At 72.8% G+C, this 24,774-nt stretch carries 28 protein-coding genes; 14 read left to right on the forward strand and 14 right to left on the reverse strand.

The genetic code is table 11. The features are described 5' to 3' along the window. The first annotated feature begins 18 nt into the window (after positions 1-18). A complete protein-coding gene (coaE, locus tag KV394_RS02635) occupies positions 19-651 on the forward strand; it encodes a dephospho-CoA kinase (protein WP_206252619.1) in 633 nt (210 codons plus the stop codon). Here the strand turns inward: coaE and KV394_RS02640 are convergent. Genes KV394_RS02640 through KV394_RS02650 form a run of 3 tightly spaced genes read right to left on the reverse strand, consistent with a single transcriptional unit; the run spans position 626 to position 3,218 of the window. Then, positions 626-1,540, reverse strand: a complete 915-nt coding sequence (locus KV394_RS02640; RefSeq protein ID WP_136034126.1) for an NAD-dependent epimerase/dehydratase family protein — start codon at positions 1,538-1,540, stop codon at positions 626-628. The genes coaE and KV394_RS02640 overlap by 26 nt on opposite strands. Beyond that, the gene (locus tag KV394_RS02645; RefSeq protein ID WP_136044617.1) at positions 1,537-2,319 is read right to left on the reverse strand and encodes a MaoC/PaaZ C-terminal domain-containing protein; all 783 of its coding nucleotides are present in this window, start codon (positions 2,317-2,319) and stop codon (positions 1,537-1,539) included. Before KV394_RS02645 ends, KV394_RS02640 begins: the two co-directional genes overlap by 4 nt. After that, positions 2,316-3,218 (reverse strand): SDR family oxidoreductase, encoded by a 903-nt coding sequence (locus KV394_RS02650; RefSeq protein WP_247982240.1) that lies wholly within the window; start codon positions 3,216-3,218, stop codon positions 2,316-2,318. The genes KV394_RS02645 and KV394_RS02650 overlap by 4 nt, the downstream gene beginning before the upstream one ends. Positions 3,219-3,371: 153 nt before the next feature. Between KV394_RS02650 and KV394_RS02655 the strand changes: the two genes are divergently transcribed. From KV394_RS02655 to KV394_RS02670, 4 genes are read left to right on the forward strand one after another with little or no spacing between them, the layout of a single operon-like run. Continuing rightward, the gene (locus tag KV394_RS02655) at positions 3,372-4,130 is read left to right on the forward strand and encodes an enoyl-CoA hydratase family protein (RefSeq protein ID WP_136037419.1); all 759 of its coding nucleotides are present in this window, start codon (positions 3,372-3,374) and stop codon (positions 4,128-4,130) included. Further along, on the forward strand, positions 4,127-4,972 hold the full coding sequence (locus KV394_RS02660; RefSeq protein ID WP_247982241.1) for a CoA transferase subunit A: 846 nt from the start codon (positions 4,127-4,129) through the stop codon (positions 4,970-4,972). Before KV394_RS02655 ends, KV394_RS02660 begins: the two co-directional genes overlap by 4 nt. Beyond that, a complete protein-coding gene (locus KV394_RS02665; RefSeq protein WP_136044614.1) occupies positions 4,969-5,718 on the forward strand; it encodes a CoA-transferase in 750 nt (249 codons plus the stop codon). Before KV394_RS02660 ends, KV394_RS02665 begins: the two co-directional genes overlap by 4 nt. Then, on the forward strand, positions 5,715-6,788 hold the full coding sequence (locus KV394_RS02670; protein ID WP_136044613.1) for an NAD(P)H-dependent flavin oxidoreductase: 1,074 nt from the start codon (positions 5,715-5,717) through the stop codon (positions 6,786-6,788). The genes KV394_RS02665 and KV394_RS02670 overlap by 4 nt, the downstream gene beginning before the upstream one ends. A gap of 80 nt (positions 6,789-6,868) precedes the next feature. On the opposite strand, the gene KV394_RS02675 is transcribed toward KV394_RS02670, so the two are convergent. The 3 genes from KV394_RS02675 to KV394_RS02685 are packed head-to-tail and all read right to left on the reverse strand — an operon-like array spanning position 6,869 to position 9,992. Beyond that, complete coding sequence (locus tag KV394_RS02675) at positions 6,869-8,020, reverse strand: acetyl-CoA C-acetyltransferase (RefSeq protein ID WP_136034111.1); 1,152 nt, start codon at positions 8,018-8,020, stop codon at positions 6,869-6,871. A 20-nt stretch (positions 8,021-8,040) separates the two neighbouring features. Continuing rightward, positions 8,041-8,829, reverse strand: coding sequence for an SDR family oxidoreductase (locus KV394_RS02680; RefSeq protein ID WP_247982242.1), 789 nt, complete (start codon positions 8,827-8,829; stop codon positions 8,041-8,043). After that, positions 8,826-9,992 carry an acyl-CoA dehydrogenase family protein gene (locus KV394_RS02685; protein ID WP_136034106.1) on the reverse strand — a complete coding sequence of 389 codons (1,167 nt, stop codon included), beginning with the start codon at positions 9,990-9,992 and terminating at the stop codon, positions 8,826-8,828. The genes KV394_RS02680 and KV394_RS02685 overlap by 4 nt, the downstream gene beginning before the upstream one ends. Positions 9,993-10,101: 109 nt before the next feature. Here KV394_RS02685 and KV394_RS02690 point away from each other — a divergent pair, with 109 nt between their 5' ends. From KV394_RS02690 to KV394_RS02705, 4 genes are read left to right on the forward strand one after another with little or no spacing between them, the layout of a single operon-like run. After that, entirely contained in the window at positions 10,102-10,965 is an 864-nt protein-coding gene (locus KV394_RS02690; protein ID WP_136034104.1) for an enoyl-CoA hydratase, read from the forward strand. Next, positions 10,962-12,131 (forward strand): acyl-CoA dehydrogenase family protein, encoded by a 1,170-nt coding sequence (locus KV394_RS02695; RefSeq protein WP_136034102.1) that lies wholly within the window; start codon positions 10,962-10,964, stop codon positions 12,129-12,131. The genes KV394_RS02690 and KV394_RS02695 overlap by 4 nt, the downstream gene beginning before the upstream one ends. After that, positions 12,131-13,096: an acyl-CoA dehydrogenase family protein gene (locus tag KV394_RS02700; protein ID WP_247982243.1), complete on the forward strand. Its 966-nt coding sequence runs from the start codon at positions 12,131-12,133 to the stop codon at positions 13,094-13,096. The genes KV394_RS02695 and KV394_RS02700 overlap by 1 nt, the downstream gene beginning before the upstream one ends. Next, positions 13,096-14,208 carry an acyl-CoA dehydrogenase family protein gene (locus tag KV394_RS02705; protein ID WP_136034098.1) on the forward strand — a complete coding sequence of 371 codons (1,113 nt, stop codon included), beginning with the start codon at positions 13,096-13,098 and terminating at the stop codon, positions 14,206-14,208. The genes KV394_RS02700 and KV394_RS02705 overlap by 1 nt, the downstream gene beginning before the upstream one ends. Before the next feature lie 20 nt (positions 14,209-14,228). Here the strand turns inward: KV394_RS02705 and KV394_RS02710 are convergent, their stop codons facing one another. Genes KV394_RS02710 through KV394_RS02720 form a run of 3 tightly spaced genes read right to left on the reverse strand, consistent with a single transcriptional unit; the run spans position 14,229 to position 16,026 of the window. Next, entirely contained in the window at positions 14,229-14,672 is a 444-nt protein-coding gene (locus KV394_RS02710; RefSeq protein ID WP_168387307.1) for a nuclear transport factor 2 family protein, read from the reverse strand. Further along, positions 14,669-15,286 (reverse strand): gamma carbonic anhydrase family protein, encoded by a 618-nt coding sequence (locus KV394_RS02715; RefSeq protein WP_136035313.1) that lies wholly within the window; start codon positions 15,284-15,286, stop codon positions 14,669-14,671. The genes KV394_RS02710 and KV394_RS02715 overlap by 4 nt, the downstream gene beginning before the upstream one ends. Further along, positions 15,286-16,026, reverse strand: a complete 741-nt coding sequence (locus KV394_RS02720; protein WP_136034092.1) for an SDR family NAD(P)-dependent oxidoreductase — start codon at positions 16,024-16,026, stop codon at positions 15,286-15,288. The genes KV394_RS02715 and KV394_RS02720 overlap by 1 nt, the downstream gene beginning before the upstream one ends. A gap of 56 nt (positions 16,027-16,082) precedes the next feature. On the opposite strand from KV394_RS02720, the gene KV394_RS02725 reads away from it, so the two are divergent. Beyond that, on the forward strand, positions 16,083-16,532 hold the full coding sequence (locus KV394_RS02725) for a VOC family protein (protein ID WP_247982244.1): 450 nt from the start codon (positions 16,083-16,085) through the stop codon (positions 16,530-16,532). Here the strand turns inward: KV394_RS02725 and KV394_RS02730 are convergent. Together KV394_RS02730 and KV394_RS02735 are read right to left on the reverse strand one after the other, a co-directional pair. Beyond that, positions 16,514-17,392, reverse strand: a complete 879-nt coding sequence (locus tag KV394_RS02730; RefSeq protein WP_323131763.1) for an aldo/keto reductase — start codon at positions 17,390-17,392, stop codon at positions 16,514-16,516. The two genes, KV394_RS02725 and KV394_RS02730, sit on opposite strands and share 19 nt — an antisense overlap. Then, the gene (locus KV394_RS02735) at positions 17,389-18,123 is read right to left on the reverse strand and encodes an SDR family NAD(P)-dependent oxidoreductase (protein WP_205812726.1); all 735 of its coding nucleotides are present in this window, start codon (positions 18,121-18,123) and stop codon (positions 17,389-17,391) included. The genes KV394_RS02730 and KV394_RS02735 overlap by 4 nt, the downstream gene beginning before the upstream one ends. A gap of 90 nt (positions 18,124-18,213) precedes the next feature. Here KV394_RS02735 and KV394_RS02740 point away from each other — a divergent pair, with 90 nt between their 5' ends. Then, positions 18,214-19,080, forward strand: a complete 867-nt coding sequence (locus KV394_RS02740) for a CoA transferase subunit A (RefSeq protein ID WP_136034088.1) — start codon at positions 18,214-18,216, stop codon at positions 19,078-19,080. Next, entirely contained in the window at positions 19,077-19,850 is a 774-nt protein-coding gene (locus KV394_RS02745) for a CoA-transferase subunit beta (RefSeq protein ID WP_136034087.1), read from the forward strand. Before KV394_RS02740 ends, KV394_RS02745 begins: the two co-directional genes overlap by 4 nt. Before the next feature lie 12 nt (positions 19,851-19,862). Here the strand turns inward: KV394_RS02745 and KV394_RS02750 are convergent, their stop codons facing one another. Beyond that, positions 19,863-20,474, reverse strand: a complete 612-nt coding sequence (locus tag KV394_RS02750; RefSeq protein WP_136034085.1) for a TetR/AcrR family transcriptional regulator — start codon at positions 20,472-20,474, stop codon at positions 19,863-19,865. Positions 20,475-20,584: 110 nt separating this feature from the next. Here KV394_RS02750 and KV394_RS02755 point away from each other — a divergent pair, with 110 nt between their 5' ends. Both KV394_RS02755 and KV394_RS02760 read left to right on the forward strand, forming a co-directional pair. Next, positions 20,585-22,186, forward strand: a complete 1,602-nt coding sequence (locus KV394_RS02755) for an AMP-binding protein (protein ID WP_136035582.1) — start codon at positions 20,585-20,587, stop codon at positions 22,184-22,186. 72 nt (positions 22,187-22,258) lie between these two features. Then, positions 22,259-22,690: a hypothetical protein gene (locus KV394_RS02760; RefSeq protein ID WP_136034081.1), complete on the forward strand. Its 432-nt coding sequence runs from the start codon at positions 22,259-22,261 to the stop codon at positions 22,688-22,690. A gap of 15 nt (positions 22,691-22,705) precedes the next feature. On the opposite strand, the gene KV394_RS02765 is transcribed toward KV394_RS02760, so the two are convergent. Together KV394_RS02765 and KV394_RS02770 are read right to left on the reverse strand one after the other, a co-directional pair. Further along, a complete protein-coding gene (locus KV394_RS02765; RefSeq protein ID WP_247982245.1) occupies positions 22,706-23,926 on the reverse strand; it encodes an acetyl-CoA C-acetyltransferase in 1,221 nt (406 codons plus the stop codon). Continuing rightward, the gene (locus KV394_RS02770) at positions 23,923-24,741 is read right to left on the reverse strand and encodes an SDR family oxidoreductase (RefSeq protein ID WP_136034077.1); all 819 of its coding nucleotides are present in this window, start codon (positions 24,739-24,741) and stop codon (positions 23,923-23,925) included. The genes KV394_RS02765 and KV394_RS02770 overlap by 4 nt, the downstream gene beginning before the upstream one ends. Between the last annotated feature and the right edge of the window lie 33 nt (positions 24,742-24,774).

Below are 24,774 nucleotides of genomic sequence, written 5' to 3' on the forward strand. Positions count from 1 at the left end.
GCGACACGGAGAACCCTCGTGACGGCGGCGATCCTGGTCGGACTCACGGGCGGGATCGCCGCGGGGAAGAGCACGGTCGCGCGCGCCCTGGCCGCGCACGGTGCCCGCATCGTAGACGGTGACGCGGCCGCCCGTGCCATCGTCGATCCCGGCACCACGGACGGCGCGGCGCTGCTCGACCGGATCACGGCGCTGCTCGGGGCCGAGGTCCGCACGGCGGACGGGTCTCTCGACCGGGCGGCGGTCGCGGCACGCGTGTTCGACGATCCCGCCCTCCTCTCCCGCTACAACGCCCTGCTGCGCCCGGCTCTGCTGGCCGAGGTGGCTGCGCGCATCGCCGAGGCCCGCCGCGAACCGGGTGTCGTGGTGCACGAGATCCCGCTGCTCAGCCGCACCACCGCCCCCCTGCCCTGGACGTACGACCGGGTCGTGACGGTCGAAGCCGCCGAGGCCATGCGCCTGCGCCGGTTGCGGGAGGAGCGGGGGCACGATGCGGCCGAGGCCGAGCGGCGGCTCCGCGCACAGGGCGCCGAGGCCGACCGGATCGCGATCGCCGACGAGGTGCTGCGCACGGACGGCACCCTCGCCGACACTCTCGCCGCGACGGCCGTGCTGTGGGAGCGGCTCAGCGCTGCGCGTCCGCCGCGGTGACGATCTCCGCCAGCGCGCGCTCGACATCGCCCCGGTCGTAGCCGAGCAGGGCGGTCTCCGCGGGGTCCGGCTCGTACGCGATCACCGCGCCGCGGCCCTGCACGATGAAGCGGTCGGGCTGGAACGGATGCTCCTCGTCGCGCTCCTCGATCGTGTGCGCGCTGCCGGCGGCGTCGGCGAGCAGCTGGAAGTAGTCGCGATACGTGAGGTTCGCGTCGCCCACCAGGTAGGCCCGCCCGCCCTCGCCCGCATCGAGCGCGCCCTGCACGGCCTGCGAGAGCGAGCGCACCGACAGGTAGTTGGTGCCGCCCGGCGGGGCGAACAGCGCGGGTTCGTCGAGCTCGCCGCGCGTCCACGCGATCATGCGGGCGAACCGCCGCAGGCCGCGCTCATCGGCGCCGACGATCGACGGCGGGTTCAGGGTGATCGCCGCGAAACCGTCGTCGCTCAGGGCGCGGGTGCGCTCGTCGGCGTCGCGCCGCGCCGCCACGTAGGGGATCCGCTCCGCCCACTCCGGGTGCAGCTGGTGGTAGTAGCTGCCGATCTGCACGAACCGGCCGACGCCCGCGGTCTTCGCGAGCGCGGCGAAGCGCGGCACCCCGACGCTCTGCGTGCGCTCCCAGAACGCGTCGTCCTCCTGCGCGGCGGGCACGTGGCGGATGTCGTTGCCCGCCGCGAACACGACCGCGTCGAAACCGTCGAGCAGCGCGGCGGATCCGGCGTCGGTGTAGTCGCCCCGGAGGCGCGGCATCCCGGCGATGGCCCGGGGGTCGCGCTCGGACGGCTCGCGCCGCGCCATCACGGTCACCGCGTCACCGCGCGCGGCGAGGTCGGCGGCAACGTGACTGCCGATCATCCCGGTCGCGCCGACCACCAGCACCCGGCTCATGCGAACACCGCCCGGCCGTCGGAGATCACGGACGTCCCGTCGCGCCGCAACTCGAAGTCGCCGCCGTGCCACGACTCGACCTCGAGCACATCGCCCGGGATGACCGGACCGCTGAACCGGCCCCGTAGCGAGCGGAGGTCGGCCGGATGCGCGCCCTGCTCGGAAGCGAGGACGAGGGTGGTGGCGGCGAGCGTGCACAGCCCCTGGAGGATCGGCACGGTCTGCCCGATCCGCGCGGACGCCGCGGGATCGATGTGGATGTGGTGGCGGTCGCCGGTCAGCCGGTACAGGGCGGCCTGCGTCGGGAACGTCGTCACGGCGGCCGTCGCACCCACCGGTCGCTCGTCGGTGGCAGCCCGCGCCGGGCCCCGTCCCCCACCGAACCCGCCCGCACCGGGCGCGAACAGTGACCAGGTCGCGGTGAACTCGGCGCACTCCACGATCACGTCGAACACGGCCGCGGAACCCTTGTCCCACACGTCGCCAACGCGGGCGGACAGCCGCAGCTCGCCCGAGCGCGGCAGCGGCCGGTGCACCTCCAGCGTCTGCGAGCCGTGCACGGCGCGGTCGTCGAACGCCCCCGCCTCGGCGAGCACGTCGGGCGCCCACTGCGCGAGCGTCAGCCCGAACGACGGGAGCACGCGCAGACGGTCCTCGAACACGAGATCGAGGTCGGTCGCGGCGGCCCCGACCGACAGCGCGTAGAGGATCGCGTCGCGCTCGTCGTAGCCGACCGTCCGCTCGCCGAGGTCGCGCCCGGCCCAGTCGCCCGCGCTCATGCGCCGTACACCGGCTCGGGGGCAGCAGCTTCGGCGACCAGGGCCCGCACCGCCTCGCCGACCTCGGCCGCGTCCCACCGCCGATCCCGGTCACGCCGGGGCCCGTGCCGCCATCCCTCCTCCAGGCAGAGGCGGCCGCCCTCGATCTCCAGCACGCGGCCGGTGACGTCGCAGTCCGCGCTGGCGAGCCAGGCGACCACGGGCGAGACGTTCGCCGGGTCCATGCGATCGAAGCCGTGCGCGGGCGCGGCCATCGCGTCGGCGAAGGGCCCCTCGGTCATGCGCGTGCGGGCGGATGGGGCGATCGCGTTGACGTGCACGCCGTACCGCTGCAGCTCGGCGGCGGCCACGAGGGTGAGGGAGGCGATGCCGCCCTTCGCGGCGGAGTAGGCCGCCTGCCCGATGCTGCCCTGGAGCCCGGCGCCGGACGAGGTGTTCACGACGCGGGCGACCGGCTGCCGCCCGGCCTTGGCCTCGGCACGCCAGTGCGCGCTCGCGTGGCGCAGCGGCGCGAAGTGCCCCTTGAGGTGCACGCGGATCACCGCGTCCCACTCGTCCTCGCCGGCGTTGACCAGCATGCGGTCGCGCACGAACCCGGCGTTGTTCACGAGGATGTCCAGTCGTCCGAACGCCGTGAGCGCCTGCTCGACGAGGGCCCCGGCCTGCGCGAAGTCGGCGATGTCGGCGCCGTTCGCGATCGCCTCTCCCCCGGCGGCCTCGATGAGCTCGACGACCTCCTGCGCCGGACCGACCGAGACGCCGTCACCGTCGAGGGTCGTGCCGAGGTCATTCACGACCACCCTCGCCCCCTGGCGCGCGAGCTCCAGCGCGTGCTCTCGGCCGAGGCCGCGACCGGCACCGGTGACGATGGCCACGCGGCCTTCGAGTATTCCTGCCATGGTCGACTCTCCTTCGAGCGGCGTCGGCGGACGCGGGTGGGATGCGCCCGAGCATACCAACCAAGCAATTGCTAGGGCAAATGCACGGTGAGGGTTCCGTCGATAACCAAGCAACTGCTAGGGTGCTTGAGCAAACGTTAGGTTAGGTGTCCGATGACGATCACTTCCACCCTGCACCCTCGCGGCGTCCGCACCGTCACGATGGACTACCCGCCGGTGAACGCACTCCCCGTCGCCGGGTGGTTCGACGTGGCCGCCGCGATGCGCGAGGCCACGGCCGACGCCGAGACCCGCGTCGTCATCCTCCGCGCCGAGGGCCGCGGGTTCAACGCGGGCGTCGACATCAAGGAGATGCAGCGCATCGAGGGCTTCTCCGGCATCCTCGGCGCCAACCGCGGCTGTTACGAGGCGTTCAAGGCCATCTACGAGTGCGCCGTTCCGGTCATCGCCGCCGTCAACGGTTTCTGCCTGGGCGGCGGGATCGGCCTCGTCGGCAACAGCGACGTGATCGTCGCCTCCGACGACGCGACCTTCGGCGTGCCCGAAGTGGACCGCGGCGCGCTCGGCGCCGCCACCCACCTGGCCCGCCTCGTGCCGCAGCATCTGCTGCGCTCGCTGTACTTCACGAGCCGCACGGTGACGGCGCAGCGTCTCGCGGAGTTCGGATCCGTCGACGCGGTGGTGCCGCGCGCCGACCTCGACGCGACCGCGCTCGCGCTCGCGGAGGAGATCGCCGCGAAGGACCCGCGCGTCATCCGCGCCGCCAAGGAGGCGCTGAACGGCATCGACCCGATCGACGTCAACCGCAGCTACCGGTTCGAGCAGGGCTTCACGTTCGAGCTCAACCTCGCCGGCGTCGCCGACCAGCACCGCGACGCGTTCGTCGCGACCGGCGAGAACCTGACGACATGACCGCCGCCGGATCCGCCGCCGATCTCGCGCCGCTGATCCGCGACGGCATGACGATCGGCGTCGGCGGCTGGGGTTCGCGGCGTAAGCCGATGGCCCTCGTGCGGCAGATCGTGCTCTCCGGGGCGCGCGACCTGCGCATCGTCAGCTTCGGCGGACCGGACGTGGGCCTGCTCTGCGCCACCGGCCAGGCGTCCGAGATCGTGCACGGGTTCGTCTCGCTCGACAGCATCGCGATCGACCCTTACTTCGCGGACGCCCGGCAGTCCGGCGCGGTGCGCAGCGTGGAGTACGACGAGGCGATGCTGGTCGCCGGACTCCGCGCCGCCGCCCGGCGCCTGCCCTTCGAGGCCACCCGGGCGGGGGCGGGCTCGGACGCCGTCAGCCGCAACCCCCAGATCCGCACGATCACATCGCCCTACGCCGACGCCGAGGTGCTGGTGGCGATGCCCGCCGTGCCCCTCGACCTCGCCCTGCTCCACCTCGATCGGGCCGACGCCGCCGGCACCGCCGTGTGCCTCGGGCCGGACCTGTTCTTCGACGACCTGTTCGCGGGCGCGGCGGCGCACACCGTGGTGAGCGTGGAGGAGGTGGTGGACACCGCCGCGCTGTGGACGGGGCTCGGCCCCACGGCGCGCTTCCTCGACCGCACGCTCACCGACCGGATCGTGCATGCCCCGGGCGGAGCCGGGTTCACGGCGCATCCGCCCCATCACGACCGCGACGAGGAGGGGCAGCGCGCCTACGCCGCCGCGGCCGCCTCGCCCGCGGACCGTGAGGCGTATCTGACCCGGTTCCGGGCGGGCGAGCTCGCCCCGCGGACGAGTGAGGCGGCGACACCATGACGGCCACGCGCGCCGAGGTCGCGATCGCCGCGTGCAGCGACCTCTTCCGCGGCGCGGGCACGATCCTCGCGAGCCCCGTCGGCATCGTGCCCACCGTCGGGGTGCGGCTCGCGCGGCTCACGCACGCGCCCGGCCTGCTGCTCAGCGACGGCGAAGCCACCCTGTACGCCGACACCCCCGCCGTCGACGAGCCGTTCCGCGAGCCGGAGGCGCCGCTCCCCTACGCGCAGCTGTTCGAGCTGATCGCCCGCGGTCGCCGCCACGTGATCATGGGGGCCGCACAGCTCGACCGCCACGGCGACCAGAACCTGTCCGCGATCGGCGACCGCGACCGTCCCACCCGGCAGCTGCTCGGCGCCAGGGCCGCCGCCACGAACACCGTCAACCACGCGACCAGCTACTGGGTCGCCCGCCACAGCCCGCGCGTGTTCGTGGACCGGGTGGACGTGGTCACGGGCGTCGGGCCGGCCAGGGCGCGCACGGCCGGGGCCCACCGCTTCCACGACGTGCGCCGCATCGTCACCGACCTCGCGGTGCTCGACCTGACCGGCCCCGGCGACACGGTCGCCCTCGTCAGCCTGCACCCCGGCGTGACCCTCGACCGGGTGGTCGCGGCCACCGGCTTCCCGCTGCACATCCCCGCCGTCGTCCCCGAGACCCGGCAGCCCACCGCCGAGGAGCTGCGCCTGGTGCGCGAGCGTCTCGACCCCCGCGGACTCCGCGACCGAGAGGTGATCGCATCATGACCACGCCCCCGCAGCTCTCCACGCCGCTCACGCGCCTGACCGGCGTCGACCATCCGATCGTGCAGACCGGCATGGGCTGGGTCGCCGGCGCCCGCCTGGTCACCGCCACCGCGCAGGCCGGAGCGCTGGGCATCCTCGCCTCCGCCACCATGACCATCGACGAGCTCGAACGGCAGATCATCGAGGTGACCGAGCGCACCGACCGGCCCTTCGGCGTGAACCTGCGCGCCGACGCCGGGGATGCCACCGAGCGCGTCGAACTGCTCATCCGGCACGGCGTGAAGGTCGCCAGCTTCGCTCTCGCCCCACGACGCGAGCTGATCGAGCGACTCAAGGACCACGGCGTGGTCGTGATCCCCTCGATCGGGGCCGTGCGGCACGCCGAGAAGGTCGCGGCGTGGGGTGCGGACGCCGTGATGGTGCAGGGCGGTGAGGGCGGCGGTCACACCGGCGCCGTGCCCACCTCGATCCTGCTGCCCTCGGTGGTCGCGGCCGTCGACATCCCCGTGATCGCGGCCGGCGGCTTCCACGACGGACGGGGTCTCGCCGCCGCGCTCGCGTACGGCGCCGCCGGGGTCGGGATGGGCACGCGGTTCCTGCTCACGAGCGACAGTTCGGTGCCCGAGGCCGTGAAGCGGCGATACCTCGACGTCGGGCTGGACGGCACGGTCGTCACCTCGAAGGCCGACGGCATGCCCCACCGCCTGCTGCGCACCGAGTTCGTGGAGGGACTGGAGGGCGGAAGCGGGGTGTCCCGCCTGCTGCCGACGCTGCGCCGGTCGTGGGAGTTCAAGAAGCTGAGCGGCCTGAGCTGGCCGCAGCTGGTGCGGGATGCCGTGTCGATGAAGAAGGCGACCGGGCGCTCCTGGACGCAGATGACCCTCGCCGCGAACACTCCGGTGCTGCTGAAGGCCGGGCTCGTCGACGGCGACACCTCCGCGGGCATGCTCGCCGCCGGCCAGGTGGTGGGGCTGATCGACGACCTCCCCAGCTGCGAGGAGCTCGTCGACCGCGTGGTGCGCGACGCCGTGGCCCACCTCCGCGCCGCCGCCTCCTGCGTCCTCGCCTGAGCCCCGGGGAGCCGCGCCCCCCCGGGGCCCGGACGCACGCCATCCGCGGGTCGTCCGTCGTCAGGCCCGGATGCGCAGCCTCAGAGGCGCTCGATGATGGTGACGTTGGCGAGACCGCCGCCCTCGCACATGGTCTGCAGACCGTAGCGACCGCCGGTGCGTTCGAGCTCGTTCAGCAGCGTCGTCATGAGACGGGTGCCCGTCGCGCCGATCGGGTGACCGAGGGCGATGCCGCCCCCGTTCACGTTCACCTTCTCGTGCGGCACCCCGGTCTCGCGCATCCAGGCGAGCACGACCGACGCGAAGGCCTCGTTCACCTCGAACAGGTCGATGTCGTCGAGGCTCATGCCCGTGCGCTCCATCGCGTACCGCGTGGCGGGGATCGGCGCGGTGAGCATGAACACCGGGCTGTCGCCGCGCACCGACAGGTGGTGGATGCGCGCGCGGGGCGTGAGCCCGTGGTCCTTCACCGCCTGCGCGCTCGCGACGAGCACCGCGCTGGAGGCGTCGCTGATCTGCGAGGCCACGGCAGCCGTGAGCCGTCCGCCGGGGGTGAGCGTCTGCAGGCCCGCCATACGCTCGAGCGAGGTGTCGCGGCGCACGCCCTCGTCGCGGTCGAGCCCGTTCAGCGGGGCGATCTCGCCGTCGAACCGACCCTCGTCCTGCGCTCTGGCCGCCCGCTGATGGCTCTCCAGCGCGAACCGCTCCATCTCCTCGCGCGTGATGTCCCACTTCTCGGCGATCATCTCCGCGCCGACGAACTGCGAGATCTCCTGCCCGGGGTAGCGCTCCTGCCAGCCCGGCGACTCGGCGAACGGCGTGGTGAAGCCGTATGCCTCTCCGGCCACCATGGCCGAGGAGATCGGCAGCTGCGACATGTTCTGCAGACCGCCGGCGATCACCAGGTCGCTGGTCCCGCTCATCACGGCCTGCGCGGCGAAGTGCACGGCCTGCTGGCTCGAACCGCACTGCCGGTCGATCGTGACGCCGGGCACGTGCTCGGGGAAGCCAGCGACGAGCACGGCGGAGCGACCCACGTTGCCCGCCTGTCCTCCGATCGTGTCGGTCGCGCCGATGATCACGTCGTCGAGCGCGCCAGGGTCGATGCCCGTCCGCTCCACGAGCGCCTTCAGGCTGTGCGCGCCGAGGTCGGCCGGGTGGATGCCGGACAGCGAGCCGCCCCGCTTCCCGACGGGCGAGCGGACCGCGTCGACGATGTATGCCTCTGCCATGGTGTTCCTTCTCTCCGGGTTCACGGGTGCTGACTGCTGACGGCGACGACCTCGCCGGTCATATAAGAGGAGTATGCGCTGGCGAGGAACACCATGACGTTGGCGACCTCCCAGGGTTCCGCGGCCCGGCCGAACGCCTCGCGCGCTTTCAGCTGCTCCAGCAGCTCGGGCGAGGTGACCTTCTCCAGGAACGGGTGCATCGCGAGGCTCGGTGACACGGCGTTCACGCGGATGCCGTGCGGCGCGAAATCCATCGCCGCGCTGCGGGTGAGCGCCATCACGCCGGCCTTCGCGGCGGCGTAGTGGGCCTGCTCCACCTGCGCGCGCCAGCCGATCACGGACGCGTTGTTGACGATGACGCCGGCCGTGCCCGCCGCGACCATGCGGCGGCCGACCGCGCGCAGGCACCGGAACGTGCCGGTGAGGGTCACGTCGATCACCCTGTCCCACTGCTCGTCGGTCATGTCGAGGATCGACACCGACCCGCCGAGCCCGGCGTTGTTGATCATCACGTCGATCGCGCCGCCGTCCTCCGCGAGGTCGAGGAGGGCGGCGACCTGGTCCTCGACGGTCACGTCGCACACGGCGGTGCGCACGCGGTCGGCGCCGAAACGGTCACCCAGCTCGCTCTGCGTCTCGGCGAGGCGGCCGGCGTGCGTGTCGCCGAGCACCACGAGCGCCGCGCCCTCCTCCAGGCAGCGGACCGCGGCGGCCTGACCGATGCCGGCTCCGGCGGCGGCCGTGATGACGACGCGCTTCCCGTCGAGCAGGCCGTGACCGGGGACGTAGGCGGGGGCGGAAGAGCTCATGGGCGGGCCTCTCGGGGTAGGCCGAGCACGCGCTCGGCGATGACGGTGCGCTGGATCTCGTCGGAACCGCCGTAGATCGTGTCGGCGCGGCTGAACAGGAACAGCGTCTGCAGGTCGTCAAGCGCGTAGTCCGCGCCGACCCGCAGGGCCTCGGGTCCGGCGACCTCCATCGCGAGCTCGCCGAGCGCGCGGTGCCAGTTCGACCACAGCAGCTTCGCGACGGAGGCGCCGTCGCCCTGGGCACCGCCGAGCGTGCGGAGGGCGTGCTGGCGGATCACCTCCAGGTCCATGCGGGCGCGCACGAGCCGGTCGCGGATCACGGCATCGTCGATCGCGCCGGTGCGCTGCGCCGTCTCGATCACGGCGTCGAGCTCGCGACGGAACGCGATCTGCTGCGCGAGGGTGGAGACGCCGCGCTCGAAGCCGAGGGTCGCCATCGCGACGCGGAAGCCGTTCCCCTCGCCGCCTACGACGAGGTCGGCATCGGTGCGGGCGTCGTCGAAGAACACCTCGTTGAACTCGCTGGTCGCGGTGAGCTGCAGGATCGGGCGCACCTCGACGCCGGGCTGGTCCATCGGCACGAGCAGATACGACAGACCCTGGTGGCGGCTCGATCCCGGTTCGGTGCGGGCGATCACGAAGCACCAGTCGGCGTGCTGCGCGAGGGACGTCCACACCTTCTGCCCCGTGACGGACCACTCGTCGCCCGTGCGCTGAGCCTTGGTCGCCACCGCGGCGAGGTCGGATCCGGCGCCCGGCTCCGAGTAGCCCTGGCACCACAGCTCCTCGACCGCGACGATGCGCGGCAGGAAGCGGGCCTGCTGCGCGGGCGTGCCATGCGCGATGAGGGTGGGGCCGAGCAGCTCCTCCCCCAGATGGTTCACGCGGGCGGGGGCGTCGGCGCGGGCGTACTCCTCGTGGAAGATGACCTGCTGCGCGATGCTGAGTCCGCGGCCGCCGTGCTCGACCGGCCAGCCCACGCACGTCCACCCCGCAGCGGCCAGGTGCCGGTTCCACTCCAGGCGCGCCTCGAAGTCCTCGTGCTCGCGACCGGAGCCGCCGCGGCCGCGCAGCGCGGCGAAGCGACCGGTGAGGTTCTCTTCCAGCCAGCCGCGGATCTCGGCGCGGAATCGCTCGTCCGCGTCGTGCTGCGTCGCGTCCATCTGTGCTCCTCATCGAGTCGTGGTCTTCGGCGGACCGTTCCCGTATAGTATCAAACTAAACCAAGCGATTGTTTGGTTTCGCTCCCGGGAGTTCAGAGAGGAACCCGCCATGACCGACGACTCGGACGCCGTGGTCACCTACGAGGTGCGCGGCGCGACCGCGATCATCCGGCTGAACCGCCCCCAGTATCGCAACGCCCAGAACTCGAAGGTCACCTACGCCCTCGACGCCGCGTTCACCCGCGCCGTGGACGACGACGCCGTGAAGGTCATCGTGCTCGGCGGGAACGGGAAGCACTTCTGCGCCGGGCACGACATCGGCACCCCCGAGCGCGACATCGACCAGAGCTTCGAGCGCAGGGCCGTCATCTGGTGGGACCACGTCGGAGCCCAGGGCGTCGACTCCCGCTTCGCCCGCGAGTCCGAGGTCTACCTGGGGATGTGCCGCCGCTGGCGCGAGATCCCCAAGCCCGTGATCGCGATGGTGCAGGGTGCCTGCATCGCCGGAGGGCTCATGCTCGCCTGGTCGTGCGACTTCATCGTCGCCTCCGACGACGCGTTCTTCCAGGACCCGGTCGTCGCGATGGGCATCCCCGGCGTCGAGTACTTCGCACACCCCTGGGTGACCAACCCCCGCGCGGCCAAGGAGATGCTGTACACCGGCGACCGGATGCCCGCCGCCCGCGCGCACGAACTCGGCATGGTCAACCACGTCGTCCCGTCGTCCGAGCTGGAGCAGCGCACGCTCGAGCTCGCCGAGCGCATCGGCCGCATGCCCCGACTCGGGCTCGCCCTCGCGAAGAAGGCCGTGAACCAGGCGGAGGATCTGCAGGGCCTGCGCCCCGGCATGGACTCCGTGTTCGGGCTGCACCACGCCGCCCACGCGCACAACGCCGAGGTGGGCGGCGACTCCCTCGGCGGCGTGGACGTGCGCACCATCAAGGCCGACACCGCGGACGGAGCATCCCGATGAACCTCGACCTCACCCCCGCGCAGGAGGCCTTCGCCGCGGAGGCGCGCGCCTGGCTCACCGAGCACGTGCCGTCCACACCGCTGCCCTCGATGGACACGGCCGAGGGCTTCGCGGCGCACCGCGCGTGGGAGGCCGAGCTGGCGGAGGGCCGCTGGTCCGTCGTCTCCTGGCCCGAGCAGTACGGCGGCCGCGACGCCGGAATCACGGAGTGGGTGCTGTTCGAGGAGGAGTACTACCGCGCGGGCGCCCCGACCCGGGTGGCGCAGAACGGCATCTCCCTGCTCGCGCCGATCCTGTTCGAGCATGGCACCCCGGATCAGCACGAGCGGTACCTGCGCGCCATGACCGACGGCTCGCTGATCTGGGCGCAGGCGTGGTCGGAGCCCGGAGCGGGCAGCGACCTCGCCGCGATCCGCAGCACCGCCCGCCGCGACGACGACCGCGGCGGATGGGTGCTCAACGGCCAGAAGATCTGGAGCTCGCGCGCGGTGTGGGCCGACCGCGGGTTCGGCCTGTTCCGGTCCGACCCCGAAGCGCAGCGGCACCGCGGCCTGACGTACTTCCTGTTCCCGATGGACGCCGAGGGCATCACGGTGCGGGCGATCGCCCAGCTCGACGGCACGACCGGGTTCGCCGAGATCTTCTTCGACGACGTGTTCGTGCCCGATGAGGACGTGCTGGGCGCTCCCGGCGACGGGTGGCGCGTGGCCATGAGCACCGCGGGCAACGAGCGCGGACTGTCGCTGCGGGCGCCGGGACGGTTCCTCGCAGCGACCGACCGCCTGATCGCACTGCAGTCCGAGCGGGGCGCGACCGGCGAGGATGACGCCGTGGTGGACGCCTGGATCGGCGCGGAGGCCTACCGGCTGTTCACGTGGCAGACCGTGAGCACCCTGCTCGACGGTGGTGCGGTCGGCGCGGAGGGCAGCATCAACAAGGTGTTCTGGTCGGAGCTCGACGTGCACATCCACGAGACCGCGCTGCGCATCCTGGGACCGGAGTCCGAGCTGCGCGGGGAGTCGGCGGTCGACGGCGGGCGCTGGGTCGACGACTACCAGTTCGCGCTCGCCGGTCCCATCTACGCGGGCACCAACGAGGTGCAGCGGAACATCATCGCGGAGCGGATCCTCGGACTCCCCCGCGGCGGAGACGGAAGGCGCGCCTGATGCGGTTCCTGCCCACGGAAGAACAGACCGCGTTCGCGGAGGCCATCGACGAGATCGTGGAGGGCGCGGGCGGCGCCGACGTCGCACGTGCCTGGGCCGACGGCGACACCGCCCCCGGGCTCGCCCTGTGGGCGCAGTTCGCCGAGCTCGGGCTGCTGGGGCTGCGGGTGAGCGAGGAGGCGGGCGGCTTCGGCGGCACCCTCGGCGACCTGGTGGTGGTGTTCGAGCGGCTCGGCTACCACGGCGTGCCCGGCCCCTACCTGGAGACGGTCGCGCTGCTGCCCTCCCTGGTGGACGACGGGACGCGGCAGGCCCTCGCCGCGGGAGCCATCGCCACCGCGGCGGTCGACGGTGTCGCTCCCGCCGCCGTGGACGCCGCCGTGGCCACGCACCGCTACCTCGTCCGCGGTGACGCGCTGCACGAGGGCGAGCCGGGCGCGGAGCTGACCTCGGTCGCGCCCACCCGGCGTCTCGCCCGGCTCTCCCCCACGGGAGCCTCGACCCCGCTCGTGCCCGGCGCCCTCGACGCGGCCCTGAACGAAGCAGCCCTCGCCGCCGCCGCGCTGCTCGTGGGCGCGGGAGAGCGGCTGCTCGCGGAGGCCGTGTCGTACGCGAAGGTGCGCGAACAGTTCGGCCGTCCGATCGGGGAGTTCCAGGCGCTCAAGCACCAGCTGGCGGATGTGCGGATCGCGCTGAGCTTCGCGCGGCCGCTCGTGTGGAACGCGGCACTGCGCGCCGACGAGCCCGACGAGGACCGGGCGGTGTCGGCCGCCAAGGTCGCCGCGGGCGACGCCGCGCTGCGCGCCGCGCGCACCTCGCTGCAGGTGCACGGCGCGATCGGCTACACGGCCGAGCACACGCTGCGGATCTGGCTGGGCCTCGCGCCCGCGCTGTCCGCGGCGTGGGGCACGCCGGATTTCCATCGGGCGCGCATCGCCCGCGACATCCTTCCGAAGGAGCGGTGATGTCTTTCGAACCCGATGAGGATCAGCAGGAGCTCGTCGCCCTCGTGCGCGGGATCCTGAGCCAACGCGCCGACAGTGCGGCGACGCGTCGGGCCCTGGAGTCGGACCAACGGTTCGACGCCGACCTGTGGCGTCTGCTCTGCGAGGAGATCGGCATCGCCGGCATGGCCGTCCCCGAGGAGCACGGCGGCGCCGGCTTCACACTGCGGGAGGCGCAGCTGGCGCTGGAGGAGATCGGCTACGCGCTCGCGCCGTCGCCGTACCTCGGCTCGGTCGCGATCGCGGCGCAGGCGATCCTGGCCGCGGGCGATGCGGAGGCGTCCGCCCGACTGTTGCCCGGCATCGCGGAGGGATCGTCGGCGGCGGCGCTCGTGTGGGCCGACCCGTCCGGACGCTTCGCCCCCGACCACATCGACGTGCACGCCGAGGCCGACGGGGAGGCGTGGACGCTCACCGGCACGGCGGGCTTCGTGCTGGACGGGCTGCCCGCCGACGTGCTGGTCGCGGTGGCCCGCACCGCCGACGGCCCGCGCCTGTTCGAGGTGCTCGACGCCGCGGCGGTCGCGCGCGAGGACGACCCGACGATGGACCAGACCCTGCGGCTCGCCACCCTCCGGTTCGACGGGGTCCCTGCCCGTCCGCTCGGCGACGGCGATCCCGCCGTGCTCGACGACGTGCGGGCGCTCGCGCTCGCGGCGGTCGCGGCGGTGCAGGCGGGCACAGCGGCGCGGGCCCTCGACGACACCGTGGCCTACGCGCAGCAGCGGGTGCAGTTCGGGCGACCCATCGGCTCGTTCCAGGCGCTCAAGCACCGCATGGCCGACCTGCACGTGCGGGTGGAGGTGGCGCGCACCGCGTCCCGCGCGGCCGCCGACGCCCTCGCGTCCGGCGCCCCCGACCGCGCGGAGCTGGCTACGATCGCGAAGGCCGTGTGCTCGGAAGCGCTCACCCGGGTCGCGGGAGAGATGATCCAGCTGCACGGCGGGATCGCGATCACGTGGGAGCACGACGCGCACCTGGTGTTCAAGCGCGCGCACGCCCTCGGCACCCTATTCGGCACCCCGCGCGAGCTCCGCGCCGCCGCCGAGCCCTGGGCCCTCGCACGCCTCTGACCGCAGCCCTGGCGGCGGCCTCAGCGGCGGAGCGGGGTGGTCTCGGCCCAGTCGGTGTACTTGCGGCGCTCGCGGAACAGCCAGCGGCCGTCCACCCGCACGAGGTCGTCGTCGTAGCGGTCGGCGAGGGTGAAGCGGATGCGTCCCTCCGAGGTCTCGCGGATGTGGTGCGACAGGCAGCCCGTATGCACCCGGGCGGTGTCGCCTCGCACCTCCACATCGCTCGGAGACAGCGCGTGACTGGTCGCCACGAAGGCCGTGAGGGCCTCGAACGCCGCGACCAGCTCCGCCGTCCCCCGCGGCGTCTCGGCCGGGTGATCGGCACGCGGCCGATACAGGAGCATCCGCCCGTCCGGCACGAACAACGACGCCATGTCGGCGAACCTCCGCTGATCGGCGTAGCGCCCGTACCGCAGGATCGTGCGGGTGATGTCGAGCCAGTCCGCGAACTCGGCCGTGCTCACCGGGGTCCCTCCGCGCGTCGACGGTGCAGCGGTGTCGCGGCGTCCGCGGCCCAGGTGGTGCGTCGGCGGTCGGGTTCCGCAGCCGGCAGCGGCTCCACCGCCACCAGGGTCTCACGGCTGCGCCGGGCGAGCTCCTGGTAGATGCGCACGCCGTTCCGCTTCCACTCCTGCGCGTCGTCGTCGAGGAGCCCGACCACCCGCGCCGGGGCTCCAAGCGCCTTCGACCCGGGCGGGATCACGGTGCCCGCGGTGACCACGGCACCTGCGCCCAGCAGCGCGTCCGCCCCGATCTCGGCGCCGTCGAGCACGGTGGCCCCGATGCCGATCAGCGCGAACGACCCGATGCGGCAGCCGTGCAGCACCGCACCGTGGCCGACGTGGCTGTGCGGGTCGAGCACCGCGTCCGCACCGGGGAACGCGTGGATGACGCACGAGTCCTGCACGTTCGACCCCTCCCCCACGACGATGCGACCGAAGTCTCCGCGCAGGCTCGCGAAGGGTCCGATGTAGCAGCCGGGACCGATCACGACGTCACCGATCAGGCTCGCGGTCTCGTGCACGAACGCGGTCGGGTCGACCACCGGCACCACGCCGTCGAACGCGTACGACGGCATCAGGCGACCTGACCGCCGTCGATGACGAAGTCCTGTCCGGTGCAGTAGCTGCTGGCCGGGCTCGCGAGGTAGGCGACGAGTGCCGAGATCTCCTCGGGCCGGCCCGCGCGCGGGATGGGGATGCGTGAGATGAACCCGACCCCCGCCCGGGTGTCCTCGGTGATCATGGGCGTGTCGACGGCGCCGGGACACACGGTGTTCACGCGGATGCCGCTGCCCGCCAGCTCGCGGGCCAGCGCGTGGGAGACCCCCCGCAGCCCCCACTTAGACGCCGAGTAGGGCACGCGGTTGGCGTAGCCGGCGACCCCGGCCGTCGAGGCGATGTTGATGATCGAGCCGCCGTCGCCCAGGAGCGGGAGCAGCGCCTGCACGCCGAGCATGGGGCCGATGAGGTTCACGTCGAGCGTGAGACGGATGACGCGCTCGGCCGTTTCCGCGAGCGGTCCTTCGGGGCAGAACCCGGCGTTGTTCACCAGCACGTCCACGTGGCCGAACCGCTCGCGCGCAGCCTCGGCGACCGCGCCCCACGCGTCGGCGGAGGAGACGTCGTGCGCGAGGCCGATCGCGCGATCGCCGTACCCGGCCGCGACCTCCTGCACGGCCGCCCCGTCGAGGTCGGTCAGCACCAGGTCGGCGCCGAGCTCGTGGAACAGAGCGGCGTGCGAGCGGCCCTGCCCTCCGGCGGCGCCGGTGATGACGGCGACGCGTCCGGTCAGGTCGATGACGGGTGTTGCACTCATGGGGTTCCTCCGCGATAGTGATCGAACAAACGTTTGCTTGAGAGATGGGAGACGGCATGCCGCGCCTGCACCACATGGGCATCACCGTGAGCGACACGGCGGCGGCCGCCGCGTTCTACGCCGCCGCGACGGGCGGCACGGTGACCGGCCCCCTGGTCAAGAGCGGCCCCGCGGTCGAGGCCGCGACCGGACGCCCCGGTGCCGAGATCCTGCTCACGTTCGTGCGGCTCGACGACGGCGTCTTCCTGGAGCTCGCGGAGTACCGCGGGGTCGACGCTGCGCGCATCGACCCGCACAACGGCCACATCGGCGCTGCCCACCCCGCGATCACGGTGCCCGACATCGCGCAGAGCCTCGCGCGGCTGGCGGAGCTCGGCCACCACCCGCTCTCGGCGGTCATGACCGCGACGGCCGGACCGCTCGACGGCTTCCGCTACGTGTACGTGCTCGGGCCCGACGACGTGCGGGTCGAGCTGCTGCAGGGGCCTCATCCCGGCACCGCCTGACCGGCGCCGTCGAGCAGCCGCAGGTCGGCGGGGTCCAGCGTCAGCTCGACCGCCGCGACGGAATCCCGCACGCTCTCCGGCCGGCTCGCACCGGGGATCGGGATCAGCACGGGCGATCGTGCAAGCAGCCACGCCAGCACCACGCGCTGCGGGCTGACGCCGGAGCGCGCCGCCACCTCGGCCACGGGCGCCGCCGCCCCGCCGAGCGCCTTCGCCTGGCGCATGCCGCCGAGCGGACCCCACGCGAGGAACGCCAGGCCGTGCTCCTCGCAGCGCCGCAGCACGGGCTCGCTCGACCGCTCCAGGAAGCTGTACTCGTTCTGCACGCTCACGAGCGCGTCGCCGAGGACGCCCCGGGCGAGGTCGAGCTGCGCAACGTCGACGTTCGACACCCCGACCCGCACCACGACCCCGTCGTCCACCAGCTGCCGCAGGGCCCCCATCGAGTCCGCATAGGGCACGCGCACGTCGGGCCGGTGGTGCTGGTAGAGCGGGAGCGCGTCGAGTCCGAGACGCCGCGCCGAGGCACGCGCGGCGGCGGCGAGATGCGGGGGGGTGCCGTCCACCCACCACGTCGCGGCGGGCCCGCGCGTGTGGCCGCCCTTCGTGGCGACGACCACGCGGTCCCTCGCGTCGGGGTGCCGGCGCAGGGCCGCGGCGAGGGCGCGCTCGTTCACGCCCATCTCGCTCGACGGTCCGTACGAGTCGGCGGTGTCGAACAGCGTGATGCCGGCATCGACCGCGGCGTGCACGGCGCGGACGCCCCGCTCGACATCCGACTCCGGGGTCTGCGTGAGCGTCATCGCGCCCATCCCGAGCGCCGAGACCCGCAGGTCGCCGAGCGCGCGCTGCGGCATCATCGGCCCACGACCGTCCAGCCGCCATCCACCGGCAGGCACTGGCCGATCACGTGCGTGGCATCGCGCAGCAGCCAGATGATCGCGGCGGCGATCTCCTCGGGATCGGCGAGACGGCCGCGCGGCGTGCGGCGCTCGACCGCGGCGAGGTCGTAGCCGCCGGCCACCAGCTCCTGCACCATCGGGGTGAGCGTGTGGCCGGGGGCGACCGCGTTCACGCGCACGCCGAGCGGCGCCCACTCGACCGCGAGGTTCTCCATCAGCTGCCGCTCCGCCGCCTTCGCCGGACCGTAGTCGGCCTGGTTCGCCCAGCCGCGATAGGCCGTGGTCGACGACACCATCACGATCGACCCTGGTTCTCCATCGAGACGCCGCACGAGGGCCCGCGACACGGCGAGCGCCCCGACGACGTGCACGTCGTACAGCAGCCGCAGCCGGTCGAGGCCGATCTCCAGCGCGGGCATGTACGCCCCGCGGATTCCGTGGCACACGACCACGCCGCCCACGGGCGCGCGTTGCCAGGCGCGTTCCATCGCGGCCTCGACCGCCGCCTCGTCACGCAGGTCGACCGCCTCGGAGCTCACGTCGTCGTGGGCGCTCGGGCTCAGGTCGAACACCGTCACGGTGAGTCCGCGCTCGCGGAGCAGCCGCACCACCGCGTCGCCGATCCCGCTCGCTCCCCCGGTGACCACGACGTGGTCGGCGGGTCGATCCTGCGCCTGCTCCGGCATCATCCAGCTCCCTCGCTGCTCGCCCTCCCGGGCATGCTACTGTGATTCCCAAACAAGCGCTAGGTTTAGCGTCGGTCGCGCGAAGGAGCGGGAATGGCGGACAAGCAGGTCAGCATCGAGGAGGCGATCGGCACCCTCGAGAGCGGGATGACGGTCGGCATCGGCGGGTGGGGGTCGCGGCGCAAGCCCATGGCCCTGGTGCGCGAGATCCTGCGCCGCGACATCACCGACCTCACCGTGGTGGCCTTCGGCGGCCCCGACGTGGGGCTGCTCGCCGAGGCCGGGCGCATCCGTCGCCTCGTCTACGGCTTCGTTTCGCTCGACAGCATCCCGCTCGATCCGCTGTTCACGCGGGCGCGCGAGCGCGGGGCGATCGAGGTCGAGGAGTACGACGAGGGGATGTTCGTCGCGGGGCTGCGTGCCGCGAACGCCCGCCTCGACTTCCTCCCGATCCGCGCGGGCCTCGGCTCCGACGTGCTCCCGGCGAACCCTCGGCTGCGCACCGTCCGCTCCCCCTACTCCGACGCCGAGTACGTCGCGATGCCGGCGCTCCCCCTCGATGTCGCCCTCGTGCACGTGAACCGCGCCGACCCGCAGGGCAACGCGCAGTACCTCGGCCCCGACCCGTACTTCGACGACCTGTTCGCGATGGCCGCGCAGCGCACGATCGTCTCGGCCGAGAAGGTCGTGCCGACCGCCGCACTGCTCGACGAGGGCTCGTTCCACACGCTGCTGTTCAGCCGCCTCTACGCCTCCGCCGTGGTCGAGGCACCACGCGGGGCGCACTTCACCACGTGCGCGCCCGACTACGACCGCGACGAGGCGTTCCAGAAGCACTACGCCGCATCCGCCAAGGACCCCGACGCGTGGGCGGAGTTCGCGCGCACGTACCTGCACACCGACGAGGCGGGGTACCACGCCGCCGTCGCCCGCTTCCACGCCGACCGAGGAGAGTCATGACCACCGTCGCCCCCACCCCCGCGACCGTCGCCACCACCGCCGAGGTCTGCGTCGCGGCCTGCGCCGACACCTACCGCGACTCCGGCGAGGTGCTCGCCCACGCCGTCGGGATCATCCCGTCCCTCGGCGCCCGTCTGGCCAAGCTCACCACGGCGCCCGACCTGGTGCTCAGCGACGGCGAGGCCTTCTTCCTCAGCGGTCCGCCGATGCCCGGCGACACCGCAGCCCCCGCACCGACGATCGAGGGGTGGGCGCCGTTCCGCCGCATCTTCGACATCCTCGCGACCGGCCGACGCCAGAGCATGATGGGCGCCAGCCAGATCGACCGGCACGGCAACCAGAACATCTCGCTCATCGGCGACTGGGACCGCCCCACCAAGCAGCTGATCGGCGTGCGCGGGGCTCCGGGCAACACGGCCAACCACCGTGTGGACTACTGGGTGGCCCGGCACAGCCCCCGCGTGTTCGTGGAGTCGGTGGACATGGTGTCGGGTGTCGGCACCGACCGTGCGGCCGAAGCCGGGCTGGAGCACCACCGCCTCGGCGTGATCGTCACCAACCTCGCCGTGCTCGGCTTCGACGCGGACGGCATCGTGACGGTGCTCTCGGTGCACCCCGGCGTCGACCCGCAGCTCGTGGCGGACAGCACCGGCTTCGCGCTGGATGCGAGCGCCGCACCCCTCACGCGCACGCCCGACGCGGAGGAGCTGCGGCTGATCCGCGACGTGCTCGACCCGCGCGGCACCCGCAGCCGCGAGGTCGCAGACTGACGCGGGCTCCGCTCAGTCGGAGAGGAGGCCCTTGTGCAGCAGGTCGAGGAAGTTGTCGGTCAGGCTGGCGGCGGTGTGCCCGCGGCCGGGCCGGTACCACGCGACCGTGGACCACACGGCGTCGCGGATGAAGCGGTAGGCGATGGGCGCGTCGATGGAGTCGCGGAACACGCCGACCTTCTGCCCTTCACGGATCTGCGACAGCCACAGCTCCTCGATGCGCTCGCTGTTCTCGCGCAGGAACTCGAAGCCGGGCTGGCGGCCGAGGAACGACAGCTCGTTCTGGTAGAGGCCGACCGCGTCGGGCTGGCTCTCGATCGTCGTGAAGGCGTGCGCGATGAGCTTGTCGAGGATGTCGCGGGGGCTGCCGCCCTCGGCCACGATCTCCTCGAACCGATCGAGCAGCCCGGTCATGAAGCTGCCCAGGATCTCCTGGAGGATCGCCTCCTTGGAGGAGAAGTGATGGTAGAGGCTTCCGGAGAGGATGCCAGCCTCGTCGGCGATGTCGCGGACCGTGGTCGCGGAGTACCCGCGCTTGGCGATCAGGCGCGCGGCGATCGAGAGGATCTGATCGCGCCGCTCGGAGCTCTGCTCCTGGCGGCCTCCGCTTTTGGTCGTTGCCATTGCTGCTCCTTCACAGAAAATCTCACAAGCGCTTGCTCAAGTGTGCCGCATGCGAGCGGTTTCCCGAAACATCCCTTCGGAGTGTACGCATGATCTGGGAAAGGACGTCCATGACAGTCTCGGAAGCCACCACGGTCCCCGCCCTCCTCACGGAGATGGCGGCGCTCGGCGATCACCCCGCCATCGTCGACGGCGATGTGACGATCGGCTACGCCGAGCTGCGGGACCGCGTGGAGGACGTCGCCCGCGCGTACCTGGCGCAGGGCGTGGCGCCCGGCGACCGCATCGGTCTCTGGGCGCCCAACCGGTACGAGTTCATCCTCGCGATGCTCGGCGCCCAGCTGGTCGGGATCGCGGTCGTGCCGTTGAACACCCGCTTCACGGGTCACGAAGCCGCCGAGATCCTCGCCCGCTCCCGCGCCACCGCGCTCGTGCTGGCGGACGGCTTCCTCGGCAAGTCCTACAGCGAGATGCTGCGCGATGCAGCGGCCGAGCGCGGCGGGGACGGCCCGGTGTTCCCCGGGCTCCCGCACCTCCGCACCGTGGTCTGCCTGGACGGCGACGGTGCCGGCGGGCTGCTGTCGTGGGACGCCTTCCTCGCCGGCGGTGGAGCCGTGGCACCGTCACGGGTGGCCGAGGCTGCCGCGGCGGTCGGTCCGGACGACATCATGGACGTGCTGTTCACCTCGGGCACCACGGGCGTGCCCAAGGGCGTGCTCAGCGCGCACCGGCAGACCCTGTCGGTCGCGCGCGCCTGGGGCCTCGGAGCCCGCCTCACGCCGGAGGACCGCTACGCCGTCGTGAACCCCTTCTTCCACGGCTTCGGCTACAAGGCGGGCATGATCACGTCGCTCATGGCCGGCACCACGATCTACCCCCTGGCCGTGTTCGACGCCGACCGCCTGCTCGACCTCGTGCAGTCCGCCCGCATCAGCGTGCTGCCCGGCGTGCCCACCATCTTCACATCGCTGCTCGACCACCCCCGCCTCAGCGAGTACGACCTGTCGTCGCTGCGGTTCGCGATCGCCGGGGCCACGGCCGCCCCCGCGACGCTCTTCCACGACATGGTGAACGTGCTCGGCTTCGAGACCGTGGCCCAGGCGTACGGCCTCACCGAGTGCGTCGTCGCCACCCTCTCCCGCCCCGGCGAGTCGCTGGAGCACACGGCCCAGACCACCGGTCCCGCGGTCGAGGGCGTGGAGATCCGGGTCGTGGACGAGGAGGGGAACGACGCGGGGGTCGACGTGGACGGCGAGATCCTGCTGCGCGGCCCCAATGTGATGCTCGGCTACTTCGAGGACCCGGCCGCGACCGACGCCGTGCTCGACGCGGACGGCTGGTTCCACACCGGCGACGTCGGCCGTCTCGACGAGCACGGCTGCCTCAAGATCACCGACCGCCTGAAGGACATGTTCATCGTCGGCGGCTTCAACGTGTACCCCGCCGAGGTCGAGAACGCGCTGCGCAAGCACCCGGCGGTGAACGAGTCGGCCGTGATCGGTGTGGACGACGACCGGCTCGGCACCGTCGGCCGCGCCTACGTGCTGCTGCTGCACAACGCGGAACCGCGCCCCGACGCCGCCGAACTCGAGACCTTCTGCCGCCGGCACCTGGCGAACTTCAAAGTGCCGCGCGAGTTCGTGCTCGTGGAGGACTTCCCCCGCAACGCCACCGGCAAGATCCTCAAGTCCGAGCTCCGCGACCGCGCCTGACCCGCCCCGGTCGATTGGCCCGCGCGACCCCCGGCCGGTAGCCTTCGAGGTCGGCCACGGGGAAGGACGGGGATGCGGGGACACGACCGATCGGCGGGGATCACGCGACGCACGGCGATGCGGGCGGCGGTGTGGACGGTACCGGTGGTGGCGGTGACCTGCGCGGCGCCACTGGCGGCGGCGTCCACCGCGCGCCCGGCGGTGCAGATGCTGCCCGTCACCATCGACCGCGCGACCTTCACCTGGCCGGGAGCGGTGGTCGGCAACCCTGGGACGACGCCGATCACCGTGACGTGGTCGGTCGCGGTGTCACCCGAGCTGGACTGGATGACCGGGCCCACCACGGGCTCGACGACGGTCCCGCCCGGCTCGTCCGCCACCATCGCGGCGGGGGTGCAGGGATTCCCGGTCGCCGCGGCGTGGCCCACCACGCTCACCCTCACGCTGCTGCGCGACGGCGGCAGCGAGGATCACAGCCTCGTGTTCCAGGCCGAAGAGGCCTGACCGGGATCCGGGGCTTCAGCTCAGGCGCTCGAGCACCATCGCCATGCCCTGGCCACCGGCGGTGCACATGGTCTCGACCGCGAACTGCTCGTCTCGCTCCCGCAGCGCGTTGATCGCCGTGGTCGTGATGCGCGCACCCGTCATGCCGTAGGGGTGGCCGAGGGCGATCGCGCCGCCGTTGACGTTCACGCGCTCCGGATCGATGCCGATGTCCGCGATGGACGGCACGACCTGGGCCGCGAACGCCTCGTTGATCTCCAGGAGGTCGATGTCGCCGATGCTCATGCGGGCGTGGGCGAGCGCCCGCTCGACGGCCTGCACGGGACCGAGCCCCATGATCTCGGCCGACAGCGCCGACACCCCGGTCGACACGATGCGGGCGAGCGGGGTCAGCCCCAGCTCGGCGGCTCGGGTGTCGCTCATGACCACGAGCGCCGCCGCCCCATCGTTCAGCGCGCAGCAGTTCGCGGCCGTCACGGTGCCGTGCGGGCGGAACACGGGCTGCATCCCGCCGATGCCGTCCAGGGTCACCCCCGCGCGGGGGCCGTCGTCGGCCGAGACCAGCGTGCCGTCGGTCAGACGCACGGGAGTGATGTCCTTCTGCCAGAAGCCGCGGGCGGCCGCGGCCTCGGCACGGTTCTGGCTGAGCACGGCCCACTCGTCCTGCTCGCGCCGGGAGACGCCGCGGAACGAGGCCACGTTCTCGGCGGTCTCGCCCATCGCGATGTAGATGTCGGCGAGCTCGCCGCGCGCGCGCGGGTCGGACCACACGAACTCCGGGTCCTGCGCGTCCCGCGCGGTGCGGGCAGCGGCGTCGGCCCACCGCGGGTTCTTGGTGTCGGGCATGCCGTCGGCCTTGCCGGACCCGAACTGCGACACCGCCTCGACCCCGGCCGACACGAACACGTCGCCCTCGCCCGCCTTGATCGCGTGGAAGGCCATGCGAGTGGTCTGCAGCGAGGACGCGCAGTAGCGGTTGACGGTGGTGCCGGGCACGCCGTCCCACCCGAGCTGCAGCGCGACCATGCGGCCGATGTTGTACCCCTGCTGACCGGCCGGCTGCGCACACCCCATCATCAGGTCGTCGATCTCGGCGGGGTCGAGTCCCGGCACGGCTTCCACGGCGGCGCGCACCATCTGCGTCGCGAGGTCGTCGCCGCGCATGTCCTTCAGGCTGCCCTTGAACGCGCGGCCGATGGGCGAGCGCACGGCGGAGACGATGACGGCTTCGGTCATGAGGGGGTTCCTCCAGAGTCGGGCAGGCGGTCGGCCTGCCGCACGATGTCGGCGTTCGGGGTGTGGGCGAGGAAGGCCGGCCATTCGCCGCCGCCGTCGACCGGGATCACGGCACCGGTGAGGTGCGCGGAGAGGGGGGAGGCGAGCACGACGCACACGGCCCCGAGTTCGGCGGGGTCGGCGAGACGTCCGCGCGGGATGGTGCGCGCGATCTCGGCGTATTGCTCGGGCGTGCCGTAGTGATCGGCGGCGCTCTCGGTGTGCACGAGCCCGCTGCTGACCGCGTTGACGCGGATCTCGGGGGCCCACTCGACGGCGAGGCTGCGGGTCAGGCTCTCCAGTGCCGCCTTGGCCGCCCCGTAGACGGCGGTGCCCGGACTCGGACGGCGCGCACTGATCGAGGTGATGTTGACGACACTGCCCTTCGCTGCGCGCAGAGGCTCGAACGCGGCGCGCGTGGCGACGGCGGCCGAGAGGAAGTTGATCTCGGTGATCGCCTGGAAGTAGCGGGGCGAGCCCGCCTCGAACCGGCCGAAGGGGGAGCCGCCGACGTTGTTGACGAGTACGTCGAGCCGTCCGTGGCGCTCGGCCACGTCGCGGATCCACGCCTCGTTCTGCGCCGCGTCGCGCACGTCGACGGGGCGGAAGGAAGCGCGGCGCCCGTCGCGCTCGGGAACCCCGTCGGGCTCGGAGCGCCCGCAGAACTCGACCTCGGCCCCGGCGTCCAGGAACGCGTCGACCACGCCCCGGCCGACACCGCGACCGCCGCCGGTGACCGCGACGACCTTCCCCGCGAAATCGATGACCAGACTCACTGCGCACTCCTCCGTACCGCGCTCCGGTGCGAC

Origin of the sequence: Microbacterium sufflavum (assembly GCF_023101165.1) — a bacterium.
In the GTDB taxonomy this organism is placed as follows: Bacteria; Actinomycetota; Actinomycetes; order Actinomycetales; family Microbacteriaceae; genus Microbacterium; species Microbacterium sufflavum.

Excerpts from the sequence above, each read along its gene's own strand:
- KV394_RS02640 (WP_136034126.1), bottom strand. The coding sequence starts at position 1,540 with ATGAGCCGGGTGCTGGTGGTCGGCGCGACCGGGATGATCGGCAGTCAC.
- KV394_RS02645 (WP_136044617.1), bottom strand. The coding sequence starts at position 2,319 with ATGAGCGCGGGCGACTGGGCCGGGCGCGACCTCGGCGAGCGGACGGTC.
- KV394_RS02650 (WP_247982240.1), bottom strand. The coding sequence starts at position 3,218 with ATGGCAGGAATACTCGAAGGCCGCGTGGCCATCGTCACCGGTGCCGGT.
- KV394_RS02655 (WP_136037419.1), top strand. The coding sequence starts at position 3,372 with ATGACGATCACTTCCACCCTGCACCCTCGCGGCGTCCGCACCGTCACG.
- KV394_RS02660 (WP_247982241.1), top strand. The coding sequence starts at position 4,127 with ATGACCGCCGCCGGATCCGCCGCCGATCTCGCGCCGCTGATCCGCGAC.
- KV394_RS02665 (WP_136044614.1), top strand. The coding sequence starts at position 4,969 with ATGACGGCCACGCGCGCCGAGGTCGCGATCGCCGCGTGCAGCGACCTC.
- KV394_RS02670 (WP_136044613.1), top strand. The coding sequence starts at position 5,715 with ATGACCACGCCCCCGCAGCTCTCCACGCCGCTCACGCGCCTGACCGGC.
- KV394_RS02675 (WP_136034111.1), bottom strand. The coding sequence starts at position 8,020 with ATGGCAGAGGCATACATCGTCGACGCGGTCCGCTCGCCCGTCGGGAAG.
- KV394_RS02680 (WP_247982242.1), bottom strand. The coding sequence starts at position 8,829 with ATGAGCTCTTCCGCCCCCGCCTACGTCCCCGGTCACGGCCTGCTCGAC.
- KV394_RS02685 (WP_136034106.1), bottom strand. The coding sequence starts at position 9,992 with ATGGACGCGACGCAGCACGACGCGGACGAGCGATTCCGCGCCGAGATC.
- KV394_RS02690 (WP_136034104.1), top strand. The coding sequence starts at position 10,102 with ATGACCGACGACTCGGACGCCGTGGTCACCTACGAGGTGCGCGGCGCG.
- KV394_RS02695 (WP_136034102.1), top strand. The coding sequence starts at position 10,962 with ATGAACCTCGACCTCACCCCCGCGCAGGAGGCCTTCGCCGCGGAGGCG.
- KV394_RS02700 (WP_247982243.1), top strand. The coding sequence starts at position 12,131 with ATGCGGTTCCTGCCCACGGAAGAACAGACCGCGTTCGCGGAGGCCATC.
- KV394_RS02705 (WP_136034098.1), top strand. The coding sequence starts at position 13,096 with ATGTCTTTCGAACCCGATGAGGATCAGCAGGAGCTCGTCGCCCTCGTG.
- KV394_RS02715 (WP_136035313.1), bottom strand. The coding sequence starts at position 15,286 with ATGCCGTCGTACGCGTTCGACGGCGTGGTGCCGGTGGTCGACCCGACC.
- KV394_RS02720 (WP_136034092.1), bottom strand. The coding sequence starts at position 16,026 with ATGAGTGCAACACCCGTCATCGACCTGACCGGACGCGTCGCCGTCATC.
- KV394_RS02725 (WP_247982244.1), top strand. The coding sequence starts at position 16,083 with ATGCCGCGCCTGCACCACATGGGCATCACCGTGAGCGACACGGCGGCG.
- KV394_RS02730 (WP_323131763.1), bottom strand. The coding sequence starts at position 17,392 with ATGATGCCGCAGCGCGCGCTCGGCGACCTGCGGGTCTCGGCGCTCGGG.
- KV394_RS02735 (WP_205812726.1), bottom strand. The coding sequence starts at position 18,123 with ATGATGCCGGAGCAGGCGCAGGATCGACCCGCCGACCACGTCGTGGTC.
- KV394_RS02740 (WP_136034088.1), top strand. The coding sequence starts at position 18,214 with ATGGCGGACAAGCAGGTCAGCATCGAGGAGGCGATCGGCACCCTCGAG.
- KV394_RS02745 (WP_136034087.1), top strand. The coding sequence starts at position 19,077 with ATGACCACCGTCGCCCCCACCCCCGCGACCGTCGCCACCACCGCCGAG.
- KV394_RS02750 (WP_136034085.1), bottom strand. The coding sequence starts at position 20,474 with ATGGCAACGACCAAAAGCGGAGGCCGCCAGGAGCAGAGCTCCGAGCGG.
- KV394_RS02755 (WP_136035582.1), top strand. The coding sequence starts at position 20,585 with ATGACAGTCTCGGAAGCCACCACGGTCCCCGCCCTCCTCACGGAGATG.
- KV394_RS02760 (WP_136034081.1), top strand. The coding sequence starts at position 22,259 with ATGCGGGGACACGACCGATCGGCGGGGATCACGCGACGCACGGCGATG.
- KV394_RS02765 (WP_247982245.1), bottom strand. The coding sequence starts at position 23,926 with ATGACCGAAGCCGTCATCGTCTCCGCCGTGCGCTCGCCCATCGGCCGC.